This is a genomic window from Streptomyces sp. NPDC048504 (assembly GCF_043200035.1).
In the GTDB taxonomy this organism is placed as follows: domain Bacteria; phylum Actinomycetota; class Actinomycetes; order Streptomycetales; family Streptomycetaceae; genus Streptomyces.
The window spans coordinates 372,857-393,747 of the sequence record NZ_JBICXA010000003.1; the positions used below are offsets into that span (position 1 = coordinate 372,857).

Sequence of the window (20,891 nt, forward strand, 5' to 3'; positions counted from 1 at the left end):
GACAATCAGGCCCATGGAAAGCAGCAGCACCCCGTCGGGCGGCAGCACGCGCCGCGAGGCCACCCGGCAGAAGCTCTACGAGGCGGCCGTCACGCTCATCGCCGAACAAGGCTTCTCCGCCACCACGGTGGACGAGATCGCCGAGCGTGCCGGGGTCGCGAAGGGCACCGTCTACTACAACTTCGCCAGCAAGTCCGTCCTCTTCGAGGAGCTGCTGCGGCACGGCGTGGGACTCCTCACCGCCTCGTTGCGGGAGGCGGCCGAGCAGACGGCCCGGGACGGCGGCAGCAAGGTCGACGCCCTGGACGCGATGGTCCGCGCGGGCCTCGTCTTCATCGCCCGCTACCCGTCCTTCACCCAGCTCTACGTGGCCGAGCTGTGGCGCACCAACCGCGCCTGGCAGTCCACGCTCATGGTGGTACGGCAGCAGGTGAACGCGGCGATCGAGGACGTGCTGCACGCGGGCGTGGCCAATGGCGAGTTCAGCCCTGAGATCGATGTCCGGCTGACCGCGGCCGCGCTGATCGGCATGGTCGTGGTGGCCGCCCTGGACTGGCAGTCGTTCCAGCCGGAGCGCTCCCTGGACGACGTCCACGCGGCGCTGTCCCGGCTGCTCCAGGGGCGGGTCAGCGGCGGCCGCTGACAACAGGTCACAGGACGACAGGTCACAAGCAGAAGCGCCGGTCCGTTGTGGCCGCGTCCCCCGCGGGCCACCCCGAACCGGCGCCTCCTTGTGCTCCCCCGTACGTTCCCCCTGTCGGAACCCCCGTTGGTCAGTCCCAGGGTTCCCCCGTGCCTCTCTTCCGCCGAGAGTCCGGCGGAAGGAGCGGCCAAGGGCGCGGGCCCCGTTCCGCCGCCCCGTGTCGGCGGTACCGGAGCCGCGCCCCTTTCCGTGCCCCTACTCTCTCGTTCGCGCAGGTCGCACCCCATCCGCGCGCGTACTCATCTCACTCCCTAGGTACGGATACTCAGCCGTACGCACTCAGGCCCAGGACGCCATGTTGCCGAGTGGTTACTATCGCCTCCGTGTCCGTACTCCCCCTGGTCTTCACCAGCGGCTGGGCCAGCGGCGTCAACGCGTACGCGGTGGTGCTGCTGCTCGGGATCTTCGGCGCGACCGGAGTGACCGACGCGGTCCCCGAGTCGCTGCAACGCCCTGAGGTCCTCGTCACAGCGGGCGTCCTGTTCCTGTGCGAGGCGGTCGCCGACAAGATCCCCTACGTCGACTCCCTGTGGGACTCCGTGCACACGGTGATCCGGCCGGCCGCCGGGGCGTGGGTCGGGGCGGTGCTCGCGGGCCACAGCGGTTCGATGAACGATGTCGTGGCGGGACTGATCGGCGGTTCGTCGGCGCTGGCCAGCCACACCGTCAAGGCCGGGACGCGGATGGCGATCAACACCTCGCCGGAGCCGTTCAGCAACGTGATCATGAGCTTCGCGGAGGACCTCGGCGTCGGCGGGATCGTCTCGTTCGCGATGTTCCATCCCCAGGCGGCGGCGATCATCGCGGCCGTGCTGCTGGTGGCCGGGCTCACGGTCCTGTTCTTCCTGGTCTCGCGGATCCGGCGGTTCCTGCGCCGCCGGGCCCAGCGCCGGGAGGAGAAACGGCTCGCCGCGCAGGTGGGACACCCGCCCGGACAGCCATCGGACCACGACCCCTGGTGACCGCCCGCGACCGGACTGTCAGTGGCGGCCGATAAAGTCGCGGGCATGGCACGGATTGCGGTGATCGGCGCCGGCATGGGCGCGATGGCGGCCGCTGCCCGGCTGGCCGTCGCGGGCCACCGGGTGGCGGTGTACGAGCGTACGGAGACGTACGGCGGTGCGGTGCGCCGATTCGAGCGGGACGGGTTCTCCTTCGACACCGGCCCCGGTCTGCTGTCTGTGCCCGCGGTCTACCGCGACCTGTTCATCAAGACCGGCAAGGAGCCGCTGGAGGACCTGGTCGAGTTGGTCCAGGTCGACCCGTCGTCCCGGCACGTCTTCGCGGACGGCACGGAGGTGTCGTTGCCGAACGCGTCCCGCGCGGGCGTCGTCACGGCCCTGGACGAGGCCCTGGGCGGCGGCGCGGGCCAGCGCTGGGGCGACTTCCTGATCCGGGCCCGCGAGGCCTGGGACCGCACCCGCAGGCCGCTCCTGGAGGAGCCCCTGTGGCCCAACTGGTCGGTGCTGGCCGACCAGGAGCCGTATCCGGCGGTCCCGCACAAGAAGCTGCTGCGCACCCGGCGGGCGGGCACCCTCGCCGAGATCTGCGCCTGGGAGCTGCGCGACGAGCGCCTGACCGCCCTCCTGGAGAGCCACGCGCTCGCGTACGGCCTCGATCCCCGGACCGCTCCGGCAAGCGCGGCCGTGCTGCCGTACATGGAGCACGCCTTCGGCACCTGGTATGTGCCGGGCGGCATGCGGGAGTTGGCGCGCGCGGTGTACGAGCGGTGCGTGGCGAGGAGGGTCGAGTTCGTCTTCGGGGCCGAGGTCACCCGGGTGCTGGAGAAGGACGGGCGGGCGGCGGGGATTGAGCTGGCCGACGGCACCATGGCCGACGCGGACCATGTCGTGGCGGACGTGGACCCCGCGCGGCTGCGGGCCCTGACGGAGCGTCCGCTGGACGAGGACGGCGATGTGCGGGCCGACGCGGACTCACACCGGCCGGTGCGGTGCACGCTGCTGCTGGCCTTGCGCGGCCCGCGTGAGGACGGGGCCGTTCACCGGACGGTGGTCCACGCCCCGGACCGCGAGGCCGAGTTGGACCTCCTGGCCTCCCCCGGCGGTGACGAGCCCCGCTGTCCCACGGTGACGGTGCTGCGCCCCGACGACCCCGCGCTCCGGCCGGACGGTGACCACGAGTCCGCGGTGGTCTCCGCCGTGCTGTCGAGCGAGGCCGGCTGGGACGACGAGGGCACGGTCCGGCGGTACACGGACTTCCTCCTGGAGGCCGCCGGGCGGGCCGTACCGGGGCTGCGGGAGCGCCTCATGTGGCACGAGGTGCGCACCCCGGAACACACGGAGGGTGAGACGGGCGCCCGCTTCGGCGCCGTGCCCGCGCCCTCGCTCGCCGCCGGGCAGGGCCGTTTCCTGCACCCGGCGAACAGCACGCGCGTGCCCGGGCTCTACCGGGTCGGCGGCTGGTCCCACCCCGGCGGCGGGCTTGCGCACGCCGGTATGTCGGGGGCGCTGGTCGCCGGACTGATCGTGGAAGGACCCCGGTTCAGGGGGTCTCAGTAGGCTTCAGAAACGGTACTGCTCGTCGTAGCCGGGGCCCGACTGCGGCTGCTGCTGCGGCTGTTGCTGGCCGTCGCCCTGGTAGGGGTACTGCTGCTCCGGCGGCATTTCGCCGCCGTAGGTCTCGTCGTTGCGCTGCTGCGGGACCCACACGCCGCCGGCCGGGGTCTCGCCGCCGTAGCCGCCGTTGCCGTACTGGTCCTGCGTGTAGCCCTGTTGGGGATACTGCTGCTGACCGTCGTAGCCCGTTTCGTAACCGGTGCCGCCGTAGGTCTGGGTGCCGATGTACGGGTCGGAGTAGGCGGCGTACTGCTGCTGGCCGGTCGTGTCGTAGCCGTACTGCTGCTGGTCGTAGCCCGCGTAGTTGTTGTCGTAGCCGTAGTTCTGGTCGGCCGCCGCGTAGGCCTGGTCCTGGGGCTGGCCCGCGGCCGCCGCGGCGTACGCCTGGTCCGTGCCCTCGTAGTTGGGGTCCGTGGCGTTGGCGTACGCGGCGGCGCTGTACACGCCGTAGGAGCCGGTGTCGTCCGGGAGGGGCTGCGGCTCGTAGACCGAGGTGGTCTCGGCGGCCGTGGGGGCGACGGGGCGGTTCGGGGTGAACACGTCGTCGCGGTCGTAGTCGTCGTCCTGGCCGAAGGCTGCCTTGTTCTGGCCGTGCTCCTGGAAGCCGTCCTCCGCCCCTTCGGGACCGGAGACGTCCAGGTTCGGGTCCTGCTCGTCGGGCTCACCGCGGCGGCGCTTGGTGCCGCCCGCGCCCGGCCGGCCGGAGACCGCCCAGCCGGCTTCGAAGCCGCGGCGGAACGACAGGGTGACGTAGGTCTGGCCGACGGCGAAGGCCACGGCGCCCAGGCCGATCACGACGACGGAGGGAATCAGCACTCCGAGGACGACGCCCAGGAAGCCGACGAAAGCGAGCAGCCGCCAGCGCAGGCGTGCCTTGTACTGCAGCAGCACCTCACCGAGCAACCACAGTGCGACGATGCCGAACGCGATGTAGAGGACCGTCCAGCCCATGTACGCCCCTCTCCCAGTGGCCGCTACGCAGTGTGTCCTATTCCGGAGCGACCGGTCTAGGCCTGCGGTGGGTGGTGCAGGCCCAAGTTCTCGTAGATTTCAAGTGACGCCGTGGAGCTGTTGAGCGTGATGAAGTGCAGTCCGGGGACTCCCTCGGCCAGCAGCCGGGCGCAGAACTCGGTGGCGAACTCGATTCCGATCGAGCGTACAGCGGCCGGATCGTCTTTGGCTGTGAGGATTCGCTCTTTCAGAGCGGCCGGGATGTCGGCGTTGCTGAGCTGCGGCAACCGCTCCAGCATCCGCACGCTGGTCACCGGCATGACCTCGGGGATGACCGGGGTCGCGCAGCCCGCGGCTCCGACGCGGTCGCGCAGCCGCAGATACGACTCGGGTTCGAAGAACATCTGGGTGATCGCGTAGTCGGCGCCGGCCCGGCACTTGTCGACGAAGTGCGCGACGTCCGTGTCCCAGTCCGGGGAGCGCGGATGCATCTCCGGGAAGGCGGCGACACCGACGCAGAAATCGCCCGACTCCTTGATGAGCCGCACCAGTTCGGCCGCGTACGTCAGCCCCTGCGGGTGCGCCACCCAGTCGGCCATCGGGTCGCCGGGCGGGTCGCCGCGCACGGCGAGGATGTTGCGGATCCCGGCGTCGGCGTACTGGCCGATGATGTTGCGCAGTTCGGCGACGGAGTGGTTGACCGCGGTGAGGTGGGCGACCGGGGTGAGCGTGGTGTCGGCGACGATCTGCTCGGTCTCCCTGACGGTGCCCGCGCGCGTGGAGCCGCCGGCGCCGTAGGTCACCGAGACGAAGTCGGGGGCGACCGCCTCGACCCGCCGCAACGCGCTCCACAGGTTCCGCTCGCCCTTGGGGGTCTTCGGCGCGGAGAACTCGAACGAGTACGTCGCTTTGCCGGTCGCGAGCATGTCCCGCACGGTGCGTGCGCGATCAGTCCTGGTGGATGCGGTTCCGAAGGCCATACCCGCAGGTTAGTCAGGGGGCGGCGGTCACCCAACCGGAAGTGGGAATTTGCCTGTTTTGTCGCCCTCTTGTCCACCCATCGGACAGCAGCGCGACTTCCTGGACGCCTGTCAGAGCTGCCGCAGCCGCTTCGCGAACTCCGTCGCCGCCGCGCCCGGGTCGTCGGCCTCCGTGATGGCCCGTACGACGACGACGCGGCGGGCGCCCGCTTCGAGGACCTCGTCGAGGTTGCCGAGGTCGATGCCGCCGATGGCGAACCAGGGGCGGTCGGTGCCCAGGGCGGCCGTGTACCGGACCAGGTCGAGGCCGGGGGCGTGGCGGCCGGGCTTCGTGGGGGTGGGCCAGCACGGGCCGGTGCAGAAGTAGTCCACGCCCTCCTGGACGGCGGCCGCGGCCGCTTCGGACTCGGCGTGCGTGGAGCGGCCGATCAGGATGTCCTCGCCGAGGATCGCGCGGGCCGCGGGGACCGGGAGGTCGCCCTGGCCCAGGTGCAGGACGTCGGCGCCGGCGGCGTGGGCGACGTCCGCGCGGTCGTTGACCGCGAGGAGTCTGCCGTGTCGGGCGCAGGCGTCGGCGAACACCTGGAGGTGCTCCAGTTCCTCGGCGGCCTCCATGCCCTTGTCGCGCAGCTGCACGATGTCGACCCCGCCGGCCAGGACCGCGTCCAGGAACTCCGCGAGGTCGCCCTGGCGTCGGCGGGCGTCCGTGCAGAGGTAGACCCGGGCGTCGGCGAGTTCCGCGCGGGCGGCGGCTGCGGCGGTGTCGGGCATGCGTGTGTCCCCCGTTGTCCTGCTGGTCGTGTGGTGGTCTCGCGTACGGGCCGCGGGCAGGGCATTGTCGGGCAGGCCCTCGCGTCGCCGCGGCCCGTACACCTCTCGGTCGTGCGGGTCAGACGGCGAGCGCCTGGGCGCGGCGCTTCACCTCCGTGCCGCGATTCTCACTCAGTGCCTGCGCGGGGGTGCCGGGCAGGCTGGGGTCGGGGGTGAAGAGCCACTCCAGCATCTCCTCGTCGGAGAAGCCGTCGTCCCGCAGGAGCGTCAGGGTCCCCGTGAGGCCCTTGACGACCTTCTGCTCGGCCCCGTCGATGAAGGCGGCGGGGACGTGCAGCGCGCGGTTCTCACCACGGCGTACGGCGATGACTTGGCCGTCCTTGACCAGCTGCCGCACGCGTGTCACCTCGACATCGAGCAACTCTGCGATGTCGGGCAGCGTGAGCCAGGCGGGGACGAGAGCATCGATCTTTGCGTCAATCTCGGTCACGTAAACAGCGTGCCATCCCGGACTGACAGTCGGAAGCCGGGCCGGTCCGACTCGGGGGGACGAACTAGGCGATAGCCGCCTTCATCGGGAGAGAAGCATCCGCCAGCAGTGCGTGATCCATGGGCGTGGCCGACTCGATCAGCCGGCGGCCCTGGGCCAGGTCACGGGGGCGGCCGACCGCCAGGAGGGCCACCAGACGGTCCCCGCGCAGCCAGCAGACGCTCCACGCCGGGGTGGCCGGGTCGCCGCGCCACAGGGTGGTGTCGGCGGACGCGTGATGGCCGGCGTACTGGACGAACCGGCCGAACTGCTCCGACCAGAAGTACGGCACCGGGTCGTACACCGCCGGGCTCTCCCCCACGATGTTCGCGGCGACCGTGCGCGGGCCCTGGAGGGCGTTGTCCCAGTGGTGGACGAGAAGTCGCTCGCCGTACCTTCCCGAAGGGAAGGAGGCGCAGTCGCCGACCGCGTACACGTCCGGCACCGAGGTGCGCAGCCGGTCGTCGGCCAGGACCTCGCGGTGCGCGCCGAGTTCGATGCCGGAGCCGGTCAGCCAGGCGGTGGCGGGGCGGGCGCCGATGCCGACCACGACGGCGCCCGCGGGCAGCCGTGAGCCGTCGTCGAGGACCACCTCGCCGGGCTCGACGTGCGCCACGCGTGCGTGCGTCCGCAGTGTGGCTCCGGCGGCGGCGTACCAGGCGGCCATCGGCGCGGCTACCTCGGCGGGCAGCGCCCCCGCGAGCGGCCGGTCGGCGGCTTCCACGACGGTCACCACGCAGCCCGCCTCGCGCGCGGCCGTGGCGAACTCGGCGCCGATCCAGCCCGCGCCGACGACCACGATGTCGTGCTGCCGCGCGAGTACCGGGCGCAGCCGCTCGGCGTCGTCCAGGGTGCGCAGCAGATGCACCCCGGGGATGCCCTCGGCGCCCGGCAGCCGGATCGGTTCGGCGCCGGTGGCGAGCACCAGGACGTCGTAGGGCACCGGGCCCTCGGCGGTGTCCAGTTCGTGGTCGGCGGGGCGCACGCCCACCACCTCGCGCCCCAGCTGCACTTCGATGCCGAGCGCCTCGAAGTCGACGTCGAAGGCGGAGCCCTCGGCCTTGCCGAGCAGGACGGCCTTGGACAGCGGGGGCCGGTCGTACGGCTGATGGGGTTCCGCGCCGATCAGCGTGACGGTGCCGGTGAAGCCCTGGTCCCGTAGCGCGACCGCGGTCTGCACCCCGGCCATGCCCGCGCCGACGACGACCGCACGCCGCCCTGTCACCGTGCCCTGGTCCCGCGTCTGCTCGCTCACTCGATCACCATAGACACCTGACAATTTGTCAGTCAGCGGGCGCGTCAGGTGACCTGTTCCACAGTGCTGGTCCCGTTTCCCGGCTGGGACTCCCACTCCCAGGTCTCTTCGAGGCGAATGCGGCCGTCGGGCAGTTCGATCACTTCGGACACACAGTGCCCGGAGGACGTCGTCCCGTCCGTCTTCAACTGCACGTACCTGAAGTCGATGCGGTCCCCCGCGCGCGTGCCGACGAGACGCCCCCGTAGGACGTCGCCGCCCGCGTATTCGGCCCAGATCTCGCCGTCCTGCTCGTGGTACGCGAACCGGGTGCGGGTGCCGACCTGACCTGGGGCCTGGTCCGCGACGGGGGCGAGGACGAGACCGTCGAGCGAGCGGGCCATGGACAGAGGCTCCCTTACTGGGACAGGTGACAGCGGGCTAGGGTGGCCAACGTAAAGCACTCGCGGGAGTCCGGACGTACCGGGCTGAGAGGGAGGCTGGCGGCCTCCGACCGTACGAACCTGATCCGGGTCATGCCGGCGAAGGGAGGGGCTGGACGCCCATGCCTGCACGTACGTCAGACGTCCTCGTCGTCGGGGGCGGGATCATCGGCCTGGTCACGGCCTGGCGCGCGGCCCAACGCGGCTTCGCCACGGCCGTGGTGGACCCGGAGCCGGGCGGCGGGGCCGCCCAGGTGGCCGCCGGGATGCTGGCCGCCGTCACCGAACTCCACTACGGCGAACAGACCCTGCTCGCCCTCAACCTCGCCTCGGCGCACCGCTACCCGGACTTCGCGGCCGAGCTGACCGACCTCACCGGCCTCGACCTCGGCTACCGCCGCTGCGGCACGCTCGCCGTCGCCCTGGACGCCGACGACCGCGCCCATCTGCGCGAACTGCACGCCCTGCAGCACCAGTCGGGGCTCGACTCCGAGTGGCTGTCGGGGCGCGAGTGCCGGCGCCTGGAGCCGATGCTCGCGCCGGGCGTGCGCGGGGGGCTCAGGGTCGACGGGGACCACCAGGTCGACCCGCGGCGGCTGGCGGGCGCGCTGGTGGCCGCCTGCGAGCGCGCCGGGGTCGTCTTCCACCGGACGTGGGCCGAGCGGCTCACGGTCGAGCGGGACCGCGCCACGGGGGTCGTCACGCGCGAGGGCGAGGTGCTGGGCGCGGGCCAGGTCGTCCTCGCGGGGGGCAGCCTCAGCGGGCAGCTGAAAGGCGTCCCGGACGACGTCCTGCCGCCCGTACGGCCCGTGAAGGGGCAGGTGCTGCGGCTGACCGTGCCGGAGCGGCACGCGCCGTTCCTGAGCCGGACCGTGCGGGCCGTGGTGCGCGGCAGCCAGGTGTACCTGGTGCCGCGCGAGAACGGCGAGCTGGTCGTCGGCGCGACCAGCGAGGAACTGGGCTGGGACACCACCGTGACCGCGGGCGGGGTCTACGAACTGCTGCGCGACGCCCACGAGTTGGTCCCCGGGATCACCGAACTGCCGCTCACCGAGACCCGGGCCGGACTGCGCCCCGGGTCCCCCGACAACGCGCCGCTGCTCGGCCCGACCGCGCTGCCGGGACTGCTGCTGGCCACCGGGCACTACCGCAACGGCGTGCTGCTCACACCGGTCACCGGCGACGCCCTGGCGCACGCGCTCAGTACCGGTGAACTCCCGGACGAGGCACGCCCGTTCACCCCGAAGCGGTTCGCCCGCACGCACCTCGTGGAGCAGCCCGCATGAACATCTCCGTCAACGGCGAGCACCAGGAGATCGCTCCCGGCACGCCCCTCGACGTGCTCGTACGGTCCCTCGTCCCGGCCCCCTCCGGTGTGGCCGCCGCCCTCAACGAAACCGTCGTCCCGCGCGCGGAGTGGCCGTCGACGTCCCTCTCCGAGGGAGACCGCGTCGAGGTCCTCACCGCCGTCCAAGGAGGCTGACCCATGGCCGACGACCTCTTCGTCCTCGGTGGTACGTCCTTCACGTCCCGGCTGATCATGGGCACCGGAGGTGCGCCCAGTCTCGACGTCCTGGAGCGCGCGCTGGTGGCCTCCGGTACGGAACTCACGACGGTCGCGATGCGGCGCGTCAACACGTCCGTGCACGGCTCGGTGCTGTCCGTCCTGGAGCGGCTCGGTATCCGGGTGCTGCCCAACACCGCGGGCTGCTTCACGGCGGGCGAGGCCGTGCTGACGGCCCGGCTGGCGCGGGAGGCCCTGGGGACCGCGCTGATCAAGCTTGAGGTGATCGCGGACGAGCGCACGTTGCTGCCCGACCCGATCGAACTCCTCGACGCCGCCGAGACCCTGGTCGACGACGGCTTCACGGTGCTGCCGTACACGAACGACGATCCCGTGCTGGCGCGGAAGCTGGAGGACGTCGGGTGTGCGGCGATCATGCCGCTGGGCTCGCCGATCGGCTCGGGGCTCGGGATCCGCAACCCGCACAACTTCCAGCTGATCACCGAGCACGCGCGCGTGCCGGTGATTCTGGACGCGGGGGCGGGTACGGCGTCCGACGCGGCGTTCGCGATGGAGCTGGGGTGCGCCGGTGTGATGCTTGCCTCGGCGGTGACGCGGGCGCAGGAGCCGGTGTTGATGGCGTCGGCGATGCGGAGCGCGGTGGAGGCGGGGCGGCTGGCATTCCGGGCGGGGCGTATCCCCCGTAGGCACTTCGCCGAAGCGTCCTCTCCTGCGGAGGGCCTGGCGGTACTGGATCCTGAACGGCCCGCTTTCTAGGCACCCTGTACTGCACTTCCGCTTCGTCTCCCACCCGCGCGCCACCCGTTTACGGTCGGCCAAGAGGTGAACCACTCCCGTGGGGGTCCTCGCCGTCGGCGGCTGCCGGTCGCCGCCCGCGCCCGGCCGCAGACACCCGCCCCACCCTGAGGTATCCGTCACAGGTCGGCTGCAGTACCGCCTCGAAACCGGGCGAAAAGGCCGTGCTTTCAGCCTTGGCTCGTACACTCACCTGCGTGGATACGACCCTTCATGACCCTCTCGTCGGGCAGTTGCTCGACGGCCGCTATCGCGTCGACGCGCGGATCGCCGTCGGCGGGATGGCCACGGTCTACCGGGCCGTGGACACCCGCCTGGACCGGGTTCTCGCGCTCAAGGTGATGCACCCGACGCTGGCGGCCGACGCCCACTTCGTGGACCGGTTCATCCGCGAGGCGAAGTCCGTGGCGCGGCTGGCGCATCCGAACGTGGTGCAGGTCTTCGACCAGGGCGCCGACCGGTCGTACGTCTATCTGGCGATGGAATACGTCGCCGGCTGCACCCTGCGGGACGTGCTGCGCGAGCGCGGGGCGCTGCAGCCGCGGGCCGCGCTGGACATCCTGGAGCCGGTGCTGGCCGCGCTCGGTGCCGCGCACCGGGCCGGGTTCGTGCACCGGGACATGAAGCCGGAGAACGTGCTCATAGGGGACGACGGCCGGGTCAAGGTCGCCGACTTCGGGCTGGTCAGGTCCGTGGACACGGTGACCAGCACCACGGGGTCCGTGCTCGGCACGGTGTCGTATCTCGCGCCGGAGCAGATCGAGGGCACCACCGCCGACCCCCGGGTCGACGTGTACGCGTGCGGTGTCGTCCTGTACGAGATGCTCACCGGCCAGAAGCCGCACGACGGGGACTCCGCCGCGATCGTGCTCTACAAGCACCTGCACGAGGACGTCCCGCCGCCCTCGGCGCTCGTGCCGGGGCTGGCGTACGAGCTGGACGAGCTGGTCGCCACCGCCACCGCGCGCACCCCGGACCTGCGGCCGTACGACGCGGTCGCGCTGTTCGGTCTTGTCCGCGAGGCGCGGTCGCGGCTGGGCGCCGAGCAGTTGGACGCGGTGCCGCCGCAGGCGCTGACCTCGGAGTATCCCAACGCCGAGAACCGTACGAGTGTGATCCCGCGCTCGCTGACCGTGCCGCGTCCGCTGCCGGTCAACGAGGACGACGAGCCGCGTGACACGTTCGACCGGACCAGCCGGTTCGAGAGCGGTCCGCCGCTGCCGCCCCGGCGGCGCGAGGCGCGGCTCCCCCGGCGCGGGCTGCTGGCGGTCGTCGCCGCCCTGCTGCTGATCGTCGGGGTCGGGGCGGGGGTCTGGTACATCAACTCCGGCCAGTTCACCAAGGTCCCGCCGCTGCTGGCGAAGACCGAGGCGCAGGCGAGGGAGCGGCTGAAGGACACCGGCCTCGACGTCAAGAAGGTCGACCACGCGTACTCCGACACCGTGAAGCGCGGCACGGTCATCAGCACCGACCCGGAGTCCGGCGCCCGCATCCGGGACAACGACTCGGTGGCCCTGACCATCTCGGACGGCCCGGAGACGGTGAAGGTCCCCGACCTGACCGGCACCCGCCTGGCCAAGGCGCAGACCCTGCTGAAGCAGGACGGGCTGGCGGCCGGCATGGTCACCAGGGAGTTCAGCGACGACGTCCCCAAGGGCCTCGTGATCAGCACGGACCCGGAGGCGGGCACCGAGCGCCACGCGGGCTCGGCTATAGCCCTGACCGTCAGCAAGGGCAGCGCGGTCGACGTGCCCGACGTCACCGGCGAGGACCTGGACGACGCGAAGTCGGACCTCCAGGAGGCCGGTCTCACCGTGAAGGTGTCGGAAACCGAGATCACCTCGGAGTACGACGCGGGCCAGGTCGCCCAGCAGACCCCGGCCGGCGACAGCCAGGCCGCCGAGGGCGACACGGTGACGCTGACCCTGTCCAAGGGCCCGGAGCTGGTCGAGGTCCCGAGCGTGGTCGGCGCGAGCGTCGACGCCGCGACGAAGCTCCTTGAGCAGTCCGGCTTCGAGGTCAAGGAGGACCGGGGCCTGCTCGGCCTGTTCGGCGACACTGTGAAGAGCCAGTCCGTGGACGCGGGCGAACAGGCTCCCAAGGGGTCGACGATCACGATCACCATCCGGTGACGGGGGCGGCACGCGCGCGTGTCACCCTGGACGGGTGAGCAGCGAGTCCCCCTCCCCCGTCTTCCGCAACCCCGTCGGCGGCCATGTCCCCGTGGCCGGCGGCCTCCACTCCGTGGGCCTGTCCTACGCCCGTGAGCTGGCCGCCGAGACCGTGCAGGTCTTCGTCGCCAACCCGCGCGGCTGGGCCACACCGGCCGGGAACCCGCGCCAGGACGAGGAGTTCCGCGCCGCCTGCGAGGCCGAGTCGATCCCGGCGTACGTGCACGCCCCGTACCTGATCAACTTCGGCTCGCACACCGAGGCCACCGTGGAGAAGTCCGTTGATTCGCTACGGCACTCGCTGCGGCGCGGGCGGGAGATCGGCGCGCTCGGTGTCGTCGTGCACACCGGAAGCGCGACGGGCGGGCGGGAGCGGTCGGTGGCCCTGGCCCAGGTGCGCGAGCATCTGCTGCCGCTGCTCGACGAGTTGACCCACGACGACGACCCGTTCCTGCTCCTGGAGTCGACGGCCGGCCAGGGTTCCTCGCTCTGTTCGCGGACCTGGGACTTCGGACCGTACTTCGAGGCGCTGGACGCCCACCCGAAGCTGGGCGTCTGCCTGGACACGTGCCACATCTTCGCCGCCGGACACGACCTGACCGGCCCGAGCGGCATGCACCAGACCCTCGACCTGCTGGTGGACACGGTCGGCGAAGGCCGGCTGAAACTGATCCACGCCAACGACTCCAAGGACGTCGTCGGCGCCCACAAGGACCGCCACGAGAACATCGGCTCCGGCCACATCGGCGAGGATCCGTTCCGCGCCCTGATGACCCACCCGGCGACCGCGGGCGTACCGCTGATCATCGAGACGCCCGGCGGCAAGGAGGGGCACGCGGCGGATGTGGAGCGGCTGAAGAAGCTGCGGGACGGCTGACGCCCGGGCCGCCGTCAGCCGGCGCCCAGCGCGTACGCCCCCACCGCCAGCCCCGCGCCCAGCAGCGCCAACGCCCCTCGCAGGAAGCGGTACTTCGCCGCGAGGATCACGCTGACGTCCTGGAACTGCGTGAGCAGCCAGCGCACCGGGTCCCGGCCGGCCTCGGCGACACCGCGCAGCAGTGCCTCGGGGTCGTCGCGGGCCTCGACCGCGTCGGCGTAGAACGTCAGGCCCACGGTCCTGCGTACCGTCCAGGTGCGGGGCAGGATCACCCCGAGCAGCAGGACGGTGCCGACCGCCCACAGCACCGCGGCGCCCGCGAGCAGCACCTGACCGGTGCCGGAGACGCCGGCCGGCGCCCGGCCGCCGCCGATCAGCAGCGCGGGCACCGCCAGGGCACCGGAGAGCAGCACGGACGCCTTCACATCCGCCCTGCCCAGGTCCTCCCGCACGGTGAGCAGCAGCCGTTCGGCGACGTACCGGGCGTCGGTGTCGGAGTCCGGCATCACGGGCTCCGGGGAGTTCACGTCCGGCCGCCGGACTCGTCCGTGCCGGTGTCCGGCGTGGCGTCCTGCGGCTCGTCGGCGTACGGCTTCGGCGCGGCGGGCGGCACCGGCAGAGCGCCCGTCACGGCCGGCGGCGGCATGAGCGGCACCGGAGGGACCGGCGGCGCGAGGGGGGTCGGCGGAACGGGCAGCGCGGTCGGGGCGGGCGGCAGTCCGTTCTGGAAGACACCGTGGGCGGCCGTGCGGCTGAAGTCGATGAGCGCCTGTACCTGGTCGTCGATCTGGTGGCGCTGCACCACCCCCTGGTTGATCAGGTTGGTGAGGTAGTCCAGGGCACCCTGCCGCTGCTCCCGGGCCTGCACCTGGAGCGCGCCAAGGATGTCCTGCGCCCGGGACGGGTCCTGGGCCAGGACGTGGGCGTACTGTTCGGCCTCGCCCGCGGCGATGAGCCCCCGGGCGACCTCCATGTTCGCCTCGATCCGCGCGTTGTTGGCGGCGTCCACGGCCCTCTGGACCTCGCTGTCCGACTGCACCGCCACCATGTTGGCATGGTGGTCGGAGGCGGCCTGGCCCAGGTCGATGCGGATGAACACCTGGGTGGACAGGCCCAGTTCGGCCCCGAAGTCGTTCCAGCGGCCGCTCGCCAGCTCGTCCTGGATCGCCTCGTCGGCCTGCTGTGCGGAGTCCAGGTTGTGCCGCCTGCTGATCCCGCGCAGCCGTGCCTCAAGGGGCGGGCGGAGCATCCGCTCCACGTCCACCACCCGCTTCTCGGCGGCCAGATGGAAGTTGTGCACCTCCCAGTTGACGTCGGCGCCCGCCTTGAAGCGTGACTTGTCCCCGTAGGTGGGAAGTTCCAGCTGGAAGGAGACCTGGTGCTGGCCGCGGGCGACCCAGCAGACCGAAGTCGGCTTTCCCATCAGGGGTTTGTTGTGGTGCTCGGCCCCGCGGACCGTGACGACGCTGTGTCCGCCGTTGCGGTAGAAGAGCACCGAGGCGACCTGGCTGCTGCGGTGCCGGTAGGGGCCCGTCGGGGTGAACTCGGTGACGAAGGGGCCTCTGATGTTGTGCGGAAGGACGAACTCCCCCTGGGGGTTCTGGGGCTGCCAGGCCTGTTGGCCCCACATGTTGTTGCTCATGGTGTTCCCGCTCCCTGGACCGCCTCCCACATGCGGCGGACCTGCTGGTCGTCCAACGGATTGTCGGGGTCTTCCGACAGTTCTTTGATCAGTGAAAGCAACCGGTGCCGGTCGTCCGGCCCGTGCACGAGCAGCGGCAGGAACCGCTCCAGCGGCTCCGCCCAGGCCCGGCCCGCGCAGCCGCGCAGCCAGTCCGCCAGGGTGTCCACGGCCGCCTCGTACGACCGGCCGGTCTGCAGCGCGGTCCACAGCAACCCGGCGAGTTCCGGGGCGAGTTCGGGCCGTACGGCGGCCAGCGCCAGCATCAGCGGCCAGTCGCCGTAGCCCTCCAGGTCCGGGTGCTGGTTCCACAGGTCGACCACGGAGAGGCCGGCCAGGTAGATCGCGCTCTGCAGGCCGAGGTCCTGGTGCGGCCGCCGCTCGTCGGAGAGCCACAGGCGGATCCGCCGGAAGGTCGCCGGGTCGCAGTTGGCGCCGCTGAAGTGGGCGACCTGGGCCGAGGCGACGGTCCTCAGCTTCCCCTCCTCCCAGACGCCGATGCCGCCGAGGAGGTCGAGCGAGTCCCGGACGGTGACGGTGGCCCGGCCCCGGCCGAGCACCGCTGCGGCCGTCCAGCGCAGGTTCTCCTCCCCCTCGCGCGCCCAGAGCGCGACCAGGGCCCGGGTCGCGCTGCCGACCTCCGGGGAGGCCACGGCCACGTCGAGCACGTTGGCGGCGAAGACCCGGCGGCGGAGCTGGTCGGCCTGGCCCATGGGCTGCACCAGTTCCTGCACGGTGTGCGAGCAGTCGAGCCGGCACAGCTGTCCCGCCGCGACCGCGGCCCGGACCCAGACCTGGGGACGGCCGTCCTCGCACAGCCCGGACAGCCAGCGCAGCACGGGACCGCGCACATTGTGCCGGTGCTCCCAGAGATGGATGAGGACGGCGGCGGCGAGCGACTCGCCCCGGAACCGGACCGTGCGCACCGGGACGTCCTCGTCGCCGACCTGTTCCACGCCGAGTTCGGCCACGGCGCGCGCGGAGACAAGCCGGGCGTCGACACCGTCGCTGAACAGCGGACGGCCCGGTGTCGACTCCGGGGCCACGGTGACGGCCAGCTCCCAGGCGAGGATCTCCGCGGCCTCGGCGACCGCGCTCAGCGAGGCCCCGCCGAGCACCGCCACGGCGATCCGGTAGGCCGCGTCCCGCAGCCGCTGCGGGGTCTCGGACCGCGGACCTCCCACGAACCACTCGGCGGCCTGCGCCTTGGCGAACTCCCGGCATTCGTCGAGGAGTTCGGCATGGGTACGGGATCCGCGCGCGTACTTGGCGACCAGCACCGCGAACCGGGCCGCCTCCCGCGGCCGGAGCTCACCGAGGCCGAGCGCCGCGGTCACGTCCGGGGCGGTCGCGGCCGACCGTGCCGTGCTCTGCGCCGACGGCGGCACGTCCTCCAGTTCGTTCGCGAGGTGCTTCTCCAGTACGTCGGCGGCGGCGGCCGGGGTGTGGAGGCGGTGGTAGCGACCGCCCTGGGAGTACAGGTCGCCGACCTCGGGCACGGCCAGCAGGACGGCGTACGCCTTGCGGTCACCGAGGAGGGCGCACCACCGGTCCAGGCCTGCCTCGCCCGGCAGTCCGGCGGTCGAGGACTCCAGGAGGTAGCCGTGCCCCTCGTGGATCTGTTCCGCCTCCAGCTCGTCCAGATCGGTCTCGGGGTCGAGCCGGGAGACCTTGCCCCGGGTCAGGTCGTCCACCAGGGAAAGGGCGGTGTACATCCGGCCGGTCCCGGGCTGTCCGCACAGCAACAGCAGCCGCCGGGACCGGAGTTGCTCCTTGAGTCCGCCGTATCCCTCGGGCTCCTGGAAGACCTGGCGCAGTGTGCGCAGTTCCTCCTCCGGCACCGGGCCCGCGAGGAGCCGTGGTCCGTGCTGTCCGAACAGGTTGACGGCCCCGATGGAACCGCCGCTGATCAGGGTGCTCGACCCCTGCGAGGTGAAGCTGGGTCCGGCAGACCGGTAGACGCGGGACGCCGCCGCGCCGGATCCCAGTCCCTCCCCCGCCAGCGGGTCGGCGGACGCGCCCCCGATGACGTCCTGCGCCGGCTCGGACCCGGCGACGGGCTCGGCCTTCGGCTGCTGGTCCTGCTGGGGGTTCGGGGCCCCGGCTCCGGCGGGCTGCCCGCCGGGGTTCGGTTTCGGGTTGGGCCCCGGGGGCGCCGGGTTCTGCGCGTTCACCGCTCACTGCCCGGGTGTGCGGACCTGCCGATGTTGATCGTTTCGATCCGCTCGCTGTTGATGATCTCCCCGCTGCCGTGGTTGTGGTTGTTGATCACGCGCCCGGGAGCCGCCTCCGGCGCGGCCGGTGCGGCCGGTGCGGGGCCGGAGGGGCCGACCGAGGGCTTCCCGGGTTCGGGCAACGGCGGCTGCGGCAGCCCCGGGACCATGAACCACGCGGTCTGCGGGCCTTCCTTGAGCTTCACCTCGCGGCCGGCGTAGTGCTCGGGCTCCACCCAGCGCCCGCCGGGCCGTACGACCTCCTCGTACAGCCGGTCGGAGGCCACCGCGACCAGGGCGGCCTGCGGGGCCAGTTCCAGGACGGCCTTCGCCGTATCGCAGTCGCCGAGGCGGCAGGCCAGGTCGACGGCCCGGCCGGAGCGGCCGTGGGCGTCGGCGGTGACCGGACCGATGTGCATGCCGACGCGGAGTCTGAGCGGGACCCTGGCCCGGTCGTTGCTCTCGCGCAGGTTCTGGTGGAGATACTCCAGCCATTCGCCGACCACCCGCTTGGGCGCCACGGTGGACGTCAGGATGCTGAGAATCCCGTCCCCCCGGTCCTCCTGGTACAGGCGCGGCGCCCGGATGCCCGCCTGTTCGAAGGCCTTGCCCGACACCTCGTAGAGTCTGGCCCGCATGTCCGGTTTCTCCGAGTCGGACAGCAGCCCCGACCCCTGAGCGTCCAGATTCACGATGAAGCCGTACTCGGCTTGCCCCTCCATCACTTTCCCCTCCTGCCGTTCCGGCGACCCCGGACCCCTGTGATGTTCCCGGGACCGACGGGTCGCCGCTGTAGCCGTTTACACAGCGCGGGACTTGCGTGTCCTCAGGTGTCCCGCTCCCGGTGCTCGCCGCTCGCCAGCAGCCGGAGTGGTTCCAGGTCGGCGACGGCCAGGGTGCCGGGGCCGGTGCGGACCAGGCCCTGCTCGCGCAGCAGTCGCAGTGCCTTGGCCACGGCCTCGCGGGTGGATCCCACGGAGGCGGCCAGTTCGTGCTGGGCGAGGGGCAGTCTGATCGTGACGCCGGTGCCCTCGGGCCGGCCGGTGCGGTCGGCGAGTTCGACCAGTCGCTCCGACAGTCTCTGCAGCACGGTCATGGAGGCCAGGGCCCGGCGCTCGTGGTCGGCGCTGCGCAGCCGTTCGGTGAGCTGTCCCACCAACAGGGCGTTGGCGTGCGGCCGTTCGGCGAGGAACCGGCGGAACCGCTCCGCCGTGACGACCAGGCCCGTGACCGGGCCGAGCGCGCTCACCGAGGCGCTGCGCGGTCGGCCGTCGAGGGCCGCCATGTCGCCGACGACCTCGCCGGCCTGACGCAGCCCCAGGATCAGCCGTCCGCCCCGCTCGGTCGTCGACCACACGGTGCACCAGCCGCTGAGCACGACCACGGCGAACGTGGTGCGCTCCCCCTCGCCCATGAGGGGATCCTGCGACGCGTACGGATGCCGGGTGCCGAGCGCGGCAAGGGCCGCGCGATCAGCGGCAGCCAGTCCGCCCATGAAGGTATGGCGCTCGCCGAACAGCCCCACCGTAGTCCCCCGACCGATATCCCCCGTGGTCGCCAAGCGGAATGCGGCAGGGCCAGGTGAACTAGTCCGCCCGTGGCCTCGCCCGCCAAGCGAGGCACTCAGAGTAGCGCTCTCGGCACGGAATGCGCCCCCAGTTACCGGAACGCGACCTTGGCACCACGGCGAGTGAGAGGCATCAGAGTTCGGGGCCGTCGTCCGGCCCCTCCTGATACGAGTACCGCTGCTCTTTCCACGGATCCCCCACGTTGTGGTACCCCCGCTCCTCCCAGAACCCCCGCCGGTCCGCCGTCATGTACTCGACGCCCCGGACCCACTTCGGGCCCTTCCAGGCGTACAGGTGGGGGACGACCAGGCGGAGGGGGAAGCCGTGTTCCGCGGTGAGGAGTTCGCCGTCCTTGTGGGTGGCGAAGATGGTGCCGGCGGCGGCGAAGTCGGCGAGGCGGAGGTTGGCGCTGAAGCCGTACTCCGCCCAGACCATGACATGGGTGACGGCCGGGGCCGGCGGGGCGGTGTCCAGGATCGTGCGGGCGGGGATGCCGCCCCATTCGGCGCCGAGCATGCTGAACTTCGTGACGCAGTGCAGATCGGCCACTACCGAGTCGTAGGGCAGAGCTGTGAACTCGTCGTGGTTCCAGCAGTGCTTGTCGCCGTCGGCGGTGGCGCCGAAGACCCTGAACTCCCAGCGCTCGGGGCGGAACTTGGGCACCGGGCCGTAGTGTGTGACCGGCCAGCCGCGCTGGAGCCGCTGGCCCGGTGGAAGCTCGGGCTGTTCGACCCCTCTCTGACCCATGACTCCATCCTGACAGACCGGGGGCGGTGCGCATGACCGGCTCTGGGCGGATTCGGGCAACTCATACTAAGCATGCACTTACTGGACGACGTCTTCGCGCCGGTGCAATCATGCGGCGCAACCCGCCAGTTCCCCCCGTTTCTGGAAGGAGCCTCTGCGATGCAGGGCGACCCCGAGGTCCTCGAATTCCTGAACGAGCAGCTCACCGGCGAGCTGACCGCGATCAACCAGTACTGGCTGCACTACCGCATCCAGGACAACAACGGCTGGACCAAGCTCGCCAAGTACACGCGTGAAGAGTCCATCGACGAGATGAAGCACGCGGACAAGATCACCGAGCGCATCCTGATGCTCGACGGTCTGCCGAACTACCAGCGGCTGTTCCACGTCCGGGTCGGCCAGACGGTCACCGAGATGTTCCAGGCGGACCGGCAGGTGGAGGTCGAGGCGATCGACCGCCTCAAGCGCGGGATCGAGGTGATGCGCACGAAGGGCGACATCACGTCGGCCAACATCTTCGAGGACATCCTTGAGGACGAGGAGCACCACATCGACTACCTCGACACGCAGCTGCAGCTGATCGAGCAGCTCGGCGAGGCGCTGTACATCGCGCAGCAGATCGAGCAGCCCAGTTAGCACCTGCCCGACGGACCGTCCCTAGGCCGCGTCTTCCAGTCCGGCCAGTTCGGTCAGCTCCGCCAGTTCGCTCAGCCCGGCCATCTCGGCGAGCATCGGCTTGCCCTGGTCGGACAGCTCGCGGCGCGGGCAGGCGCCCCGGCCCAGCAGGGCCTGGATCCGGCGTACGCAGGACCCGCAGTCGGTGCCCGCCTTGCAGGCCGACGCTATCTGCCGGGGGGTGCAGGCACCGCCCTCCGCGTGCCTCGCCACCTGCGCCTCGGTCACACCGAAGCAGTTGCAGACGTACACGCGGGTCACCTCCCGGGCGGGATCGAAGGTCGTCGTGCCATCCCGATAATCGGTGAGGCTAACCTAACCTTACCCGCCACGCCGGAGCTGTAAAAGTGGCGTGGGGGGGGGGGGGGGGGGGTTGTGGCGGCCCCCCCGCCCCCCCAAGAAAAAGAAACAAAACAGGAACGGCACGAAAAGCCGATCGCCCCGGAGGCGCG

Annotated in this window: 22 protein-coding genes and 1 riboswitch; of the genes, 9 read left to right on the forward strand and 13 right to left on the reverse strand. The window is 71.7% G+C overall.

The features are described from left to right. Positions 1-13 precede the first annotated feature (13 nt). From ACGFY9_RS09430 to ACGFY9_RS09440, 3 genes are all read left to right on the forward strand, one after another. On the forward strand, positions 14-643 hold the full coding sequence (locus tag ACGFY9_RS09430; protein ID WP_393753139.1) for a TetR/AcrR family transcriptional regulator: 630 nt from the start codon (positions 14-16) through the stop codon (positions 641-643). 383 nt (positions 644-1,026) lie between these two features. After that, complete coding sequence (locus ACGFY9_RS09435; protein WP_393753140.1) at positions 1,027-1,665, forward strand: DUF4126 domain-containing protein; 639 nt, start codon at positions 1,027-1,029, stop codon at positions 1,663-1,665. Positions 1,666-1,710: 45 nt separating this feature from the next. Then, a complete protein-coding gene (locus ACGFY9_RS09440) occupies positions 1,711-3,222 on the forward strand; it encodes a phytoene desaturase family protein (RefSeq protein WP_393753141.1) in 1,512 nt (503 codons plus the stop codon). Between the two features lie 3 nt (positions 3,223-3,225). On the opposite strand, the gene ACGFY9_RS09445 is transcribed toward ACGFY9_RS09440, so the two are convergent. From ACGFY9_RS09445 to ACGFY9_RS09470, 6 genes are all read right to left on the reverse strand, one after another. After that, positions 3,226-4,230, reverse strand: coding sequence for a hypothetical protein (locus tag ACGFY9_RS09445; RefSeq protein ID WP_393753142.1), 1,005 nt, complete (start codon positions 4,228-4,230; stop codon positions 3,226-3,228). Between the two features lie 56 nt (positions 4,231-4,286). Beyond that, positions 4,287-5,210 (reverse strand): methylenetetrahydrofolate reductase [NAD(P)H], encoded by a 924-nt coding sequence (gene metF / locus ACGFY9_RS09450; protein ID WP_393753143.1) that lies wholly within the window; start codon positions 5,208-5,210, stop codon positions 4,287-4,289. Between the two features lie 111 nt (positions 5,211-5,321). Next, complete coding sequence (gene thiE / locus ACGFY9_RS09455) at positions 5,322-5,981, reverse strand: thiamine phosphate synthase (RefSeq protein ID WP_393753144.1); 660 nt, start codon at positions 5,979-5,981, stop codon at positions 5,322-5,324. A 118-nt stretch (positions 5,982-6,099) separates the two neighbouring features. Further along, positions 6,100-6,471 carry an Rv2175c family DNA-binding protein gene (locus tag ACGFY9_RS09460; RefSeq protein ID WP_033284439.1) on the reverse strand — a complete coding sequence of 124 codons (372 nt, stop codon included), beginning with the start codon at positions 6,469-6,471 and terminating at the stop codon, positions 6,100-6,102. A 64-nt stretch (positions 6,472-6,535) separates the two neighbouring features. Further along, a complete protein-coding gene (locus tag ACGFY9_RS09465) occupies positions 6,536-7,765 on the reverse strand; it encodes an NAD(P)/FAD-dependent oxidoreductase (RefSeq protein ID WP_393753145.1) in 1,230 nt (409 codons plus the stop codon). Between the two features lie 44 nt (positions 7,766-7,809). Then, positions 7,810-8,148: a hypothetical protein gene (locus ACGFY9_RS09470; protein WP_393753146.1), complete on the reverse strand. Its 339-nt coding sequence runs from the start codon at positions 8,146-8,148 to the stop codon at positions 7,810-7,812. Positions 8,149-8,200: 52 nt separating this feature from the next. Beyond that, positions 8,201-8,312: riboswitch (TPP riboswitch) on the forward strand. Between ACGFY9_RS09470 and thiO the strand changes: the two genes are divergently transcribed. From thiO to ACGFY9_RS09495, 5 genes are all read left to right on the forward strand, one after another. Beyond that, complete coding sequence (gene thiO, locus ACGFY9_RS09475) at positions 8,310-9,473, forward strand: glycine oxidase ThiO (RefSeq protein ID WP_393753147.1); 1,164 nt, start codon at positions 8,310-8,312, stop codon at positions 9,471-9,473. (Overlaps the previous riboswitch by 3 nt.) After that, positions 9,470-9,670: a sulfur carrier protein ThiS gene (gene thiS / locus ACGFY9_RS09480; protein ID WP_393753148.1), complete on the forward strand. Its 201-nt coding sequence runs from the start codon at positions 9,470-9,472 to the stop codon at positions 9,668-9,670. The genes thiO and thiS overlap by 4 nt, the downstream gene beginning before the upstream one ends. Before the next feature lie 3 nt (positions 9,671-9,673). Then, positions 9,674-10,468: a thiazole synthase gene (locus tag ACGFY9_RS09485; RefSeq protein ID WP_393753149.1), complete on the forward strand. Its 795-nt coding sequence runs from the start codon at positions 9,674-9,676 to the stop codon at positions 10,466-10,468. Positions 10,469-10,704: 236 nt separating this feature from the next. Then, a complete protein-coding gene (pknB, locus tag ACGFY9_RS09490) occupies positions 10,705-12,639 on the forward strand; it encodes a Stk1 family PASTA domain-containing Ser/Thr kinase (protein WP_393753150.1) in 1,935 nt (644 codons plus the stop codon). A gap of 34 nt (positions 12,640-12,673) precedes the next feature. After that, on the forward strand, positions 12,674-13,555 hold the full coding sequence (locus tag ACGFY9_RS09495) for a deoxyribonuclease IV (protein WP_393753151.1): 882 nt from the start codon (positions 12,674-12,676) through the stop codon (positions 13,553-13,555). Between the two features lie 14 nt (positions 13,556-13,569). On the opposite strand, the gene ACGFY9_RS09500 is transcribed toward ACGFY9_RS09495, so the two are convergent. From ACGFY9_RS09500 to ACGFY9_RS09525, 6 genes are all read right to left on the reverse strand, one after another. Then, positions 13,570-14,061 (reverse strand): Pycsar system effector family protein, encoded by a 492-nt coding sequence (locus ACGFY9_RS09500; RefSeq protein WP_393753152.1) that lies wholly within the window; start codon positions 14,059-14,061, stop codon positions 13,570-13,572. Positions 14,062-14,078: 17 nt separating this feature from the next. Beyond that, positions 14,079-15,197 (reverse strand): hypothetical protein, encoded by a 1,119-nt coding sequence (locus ACGFY9_RS09505; RefSeq protein WP_393753153.1) that lies wholly within the window; start codon positions 15,195-15,197, stop codon positions 14,079-14,081. Next, positions 15,194-17,410: a hypothetical protein gene (locus ACGFY9_RS09510; protein WP_393753154.1), complete on the reverse strand. Its 2,217-nt coding sequence runs from the start codon at positions 17,408-17,410 to the stop codon at positions 15,194-15,196. Before ACGFY9_RS09510 ends, ACGFY9_RS09505 begins: the two co-directional genes overlap by 4 nt. After that, positions 17,407-18,171 carry a hypothetical protein gene (locus ACGFY9_RS09515; RefSeq protein WP_393753155.1) on the reverse strand — a complete coding sequence of 255 codons (765 nt, stop codon included), beginning with the start codon at positions 18,169-18,171 and terminating at the stop codon, positions 17,407-17,409. The genes ACGFY9_RS09510 and ACGFY9_RS09515 overlap by 4 nt, the downstream gene beginning before the upstream one ends. Before the next feature lie 104 nt (positions 18,172-18,275). Further along, positions 18,276-18,944, reverse strand: a complete 669-nt coding sequence (locus ACGFY9_RS09520) for a Crp/Fnr family transcriptional regulator (RefSeq protein ID WP_393753156.1) — start codon at positions 18,942-18,944, stop codon at positions 18,276-18,278. Between the two features lie 205 nt (positions 18,945-19,149). Continuing rightward, positions 19,150-19,764, reverse strand: a complete 615-nt coding sequence (locus ACGFY9_RS09525) for a sulfite oxidase-like oxidoreductase (protein WP_393753157.1) — start codon at positions 19,762-19,764, stop codon at positions 19,150-19,152. A 159-nt stretch (positions 19,765-19,923) separates the two neighbouring features. Between ACGFY9_RS09525 and bfr the strand changes: the two genes are divergently transcribed. Continuing rightward, positions 19,924-20,400: a bacterioferritin gene (gene bfr, locus ACGFY9_RS09530; protein ID WP_019062355.1), complete on the forward strand. Its 477-nt coding sequence runs from the start codon at positions 19,924-19,926 to the stop codon at positions 20,398-20,400. Positions 20,401-20,421: 21 nt separating this feature from the next. Here the strand turns inward: bfr and ACGFY9_RS09535 are convergent, their stop codons facing one another. After that, positions 20,422-20,700, reverse strand: a complete 279-nt coding sequence (locus tag ACGFY9_RS09535) for a bacterioferritin-associated ferredoxin (protein ID WP_393753158.1) — start codon at positions 20,698-20,700, stop codon at positions 20,422-20,424. Positions 20,701-20,891 lie beyond the last annotated feature (191 nt).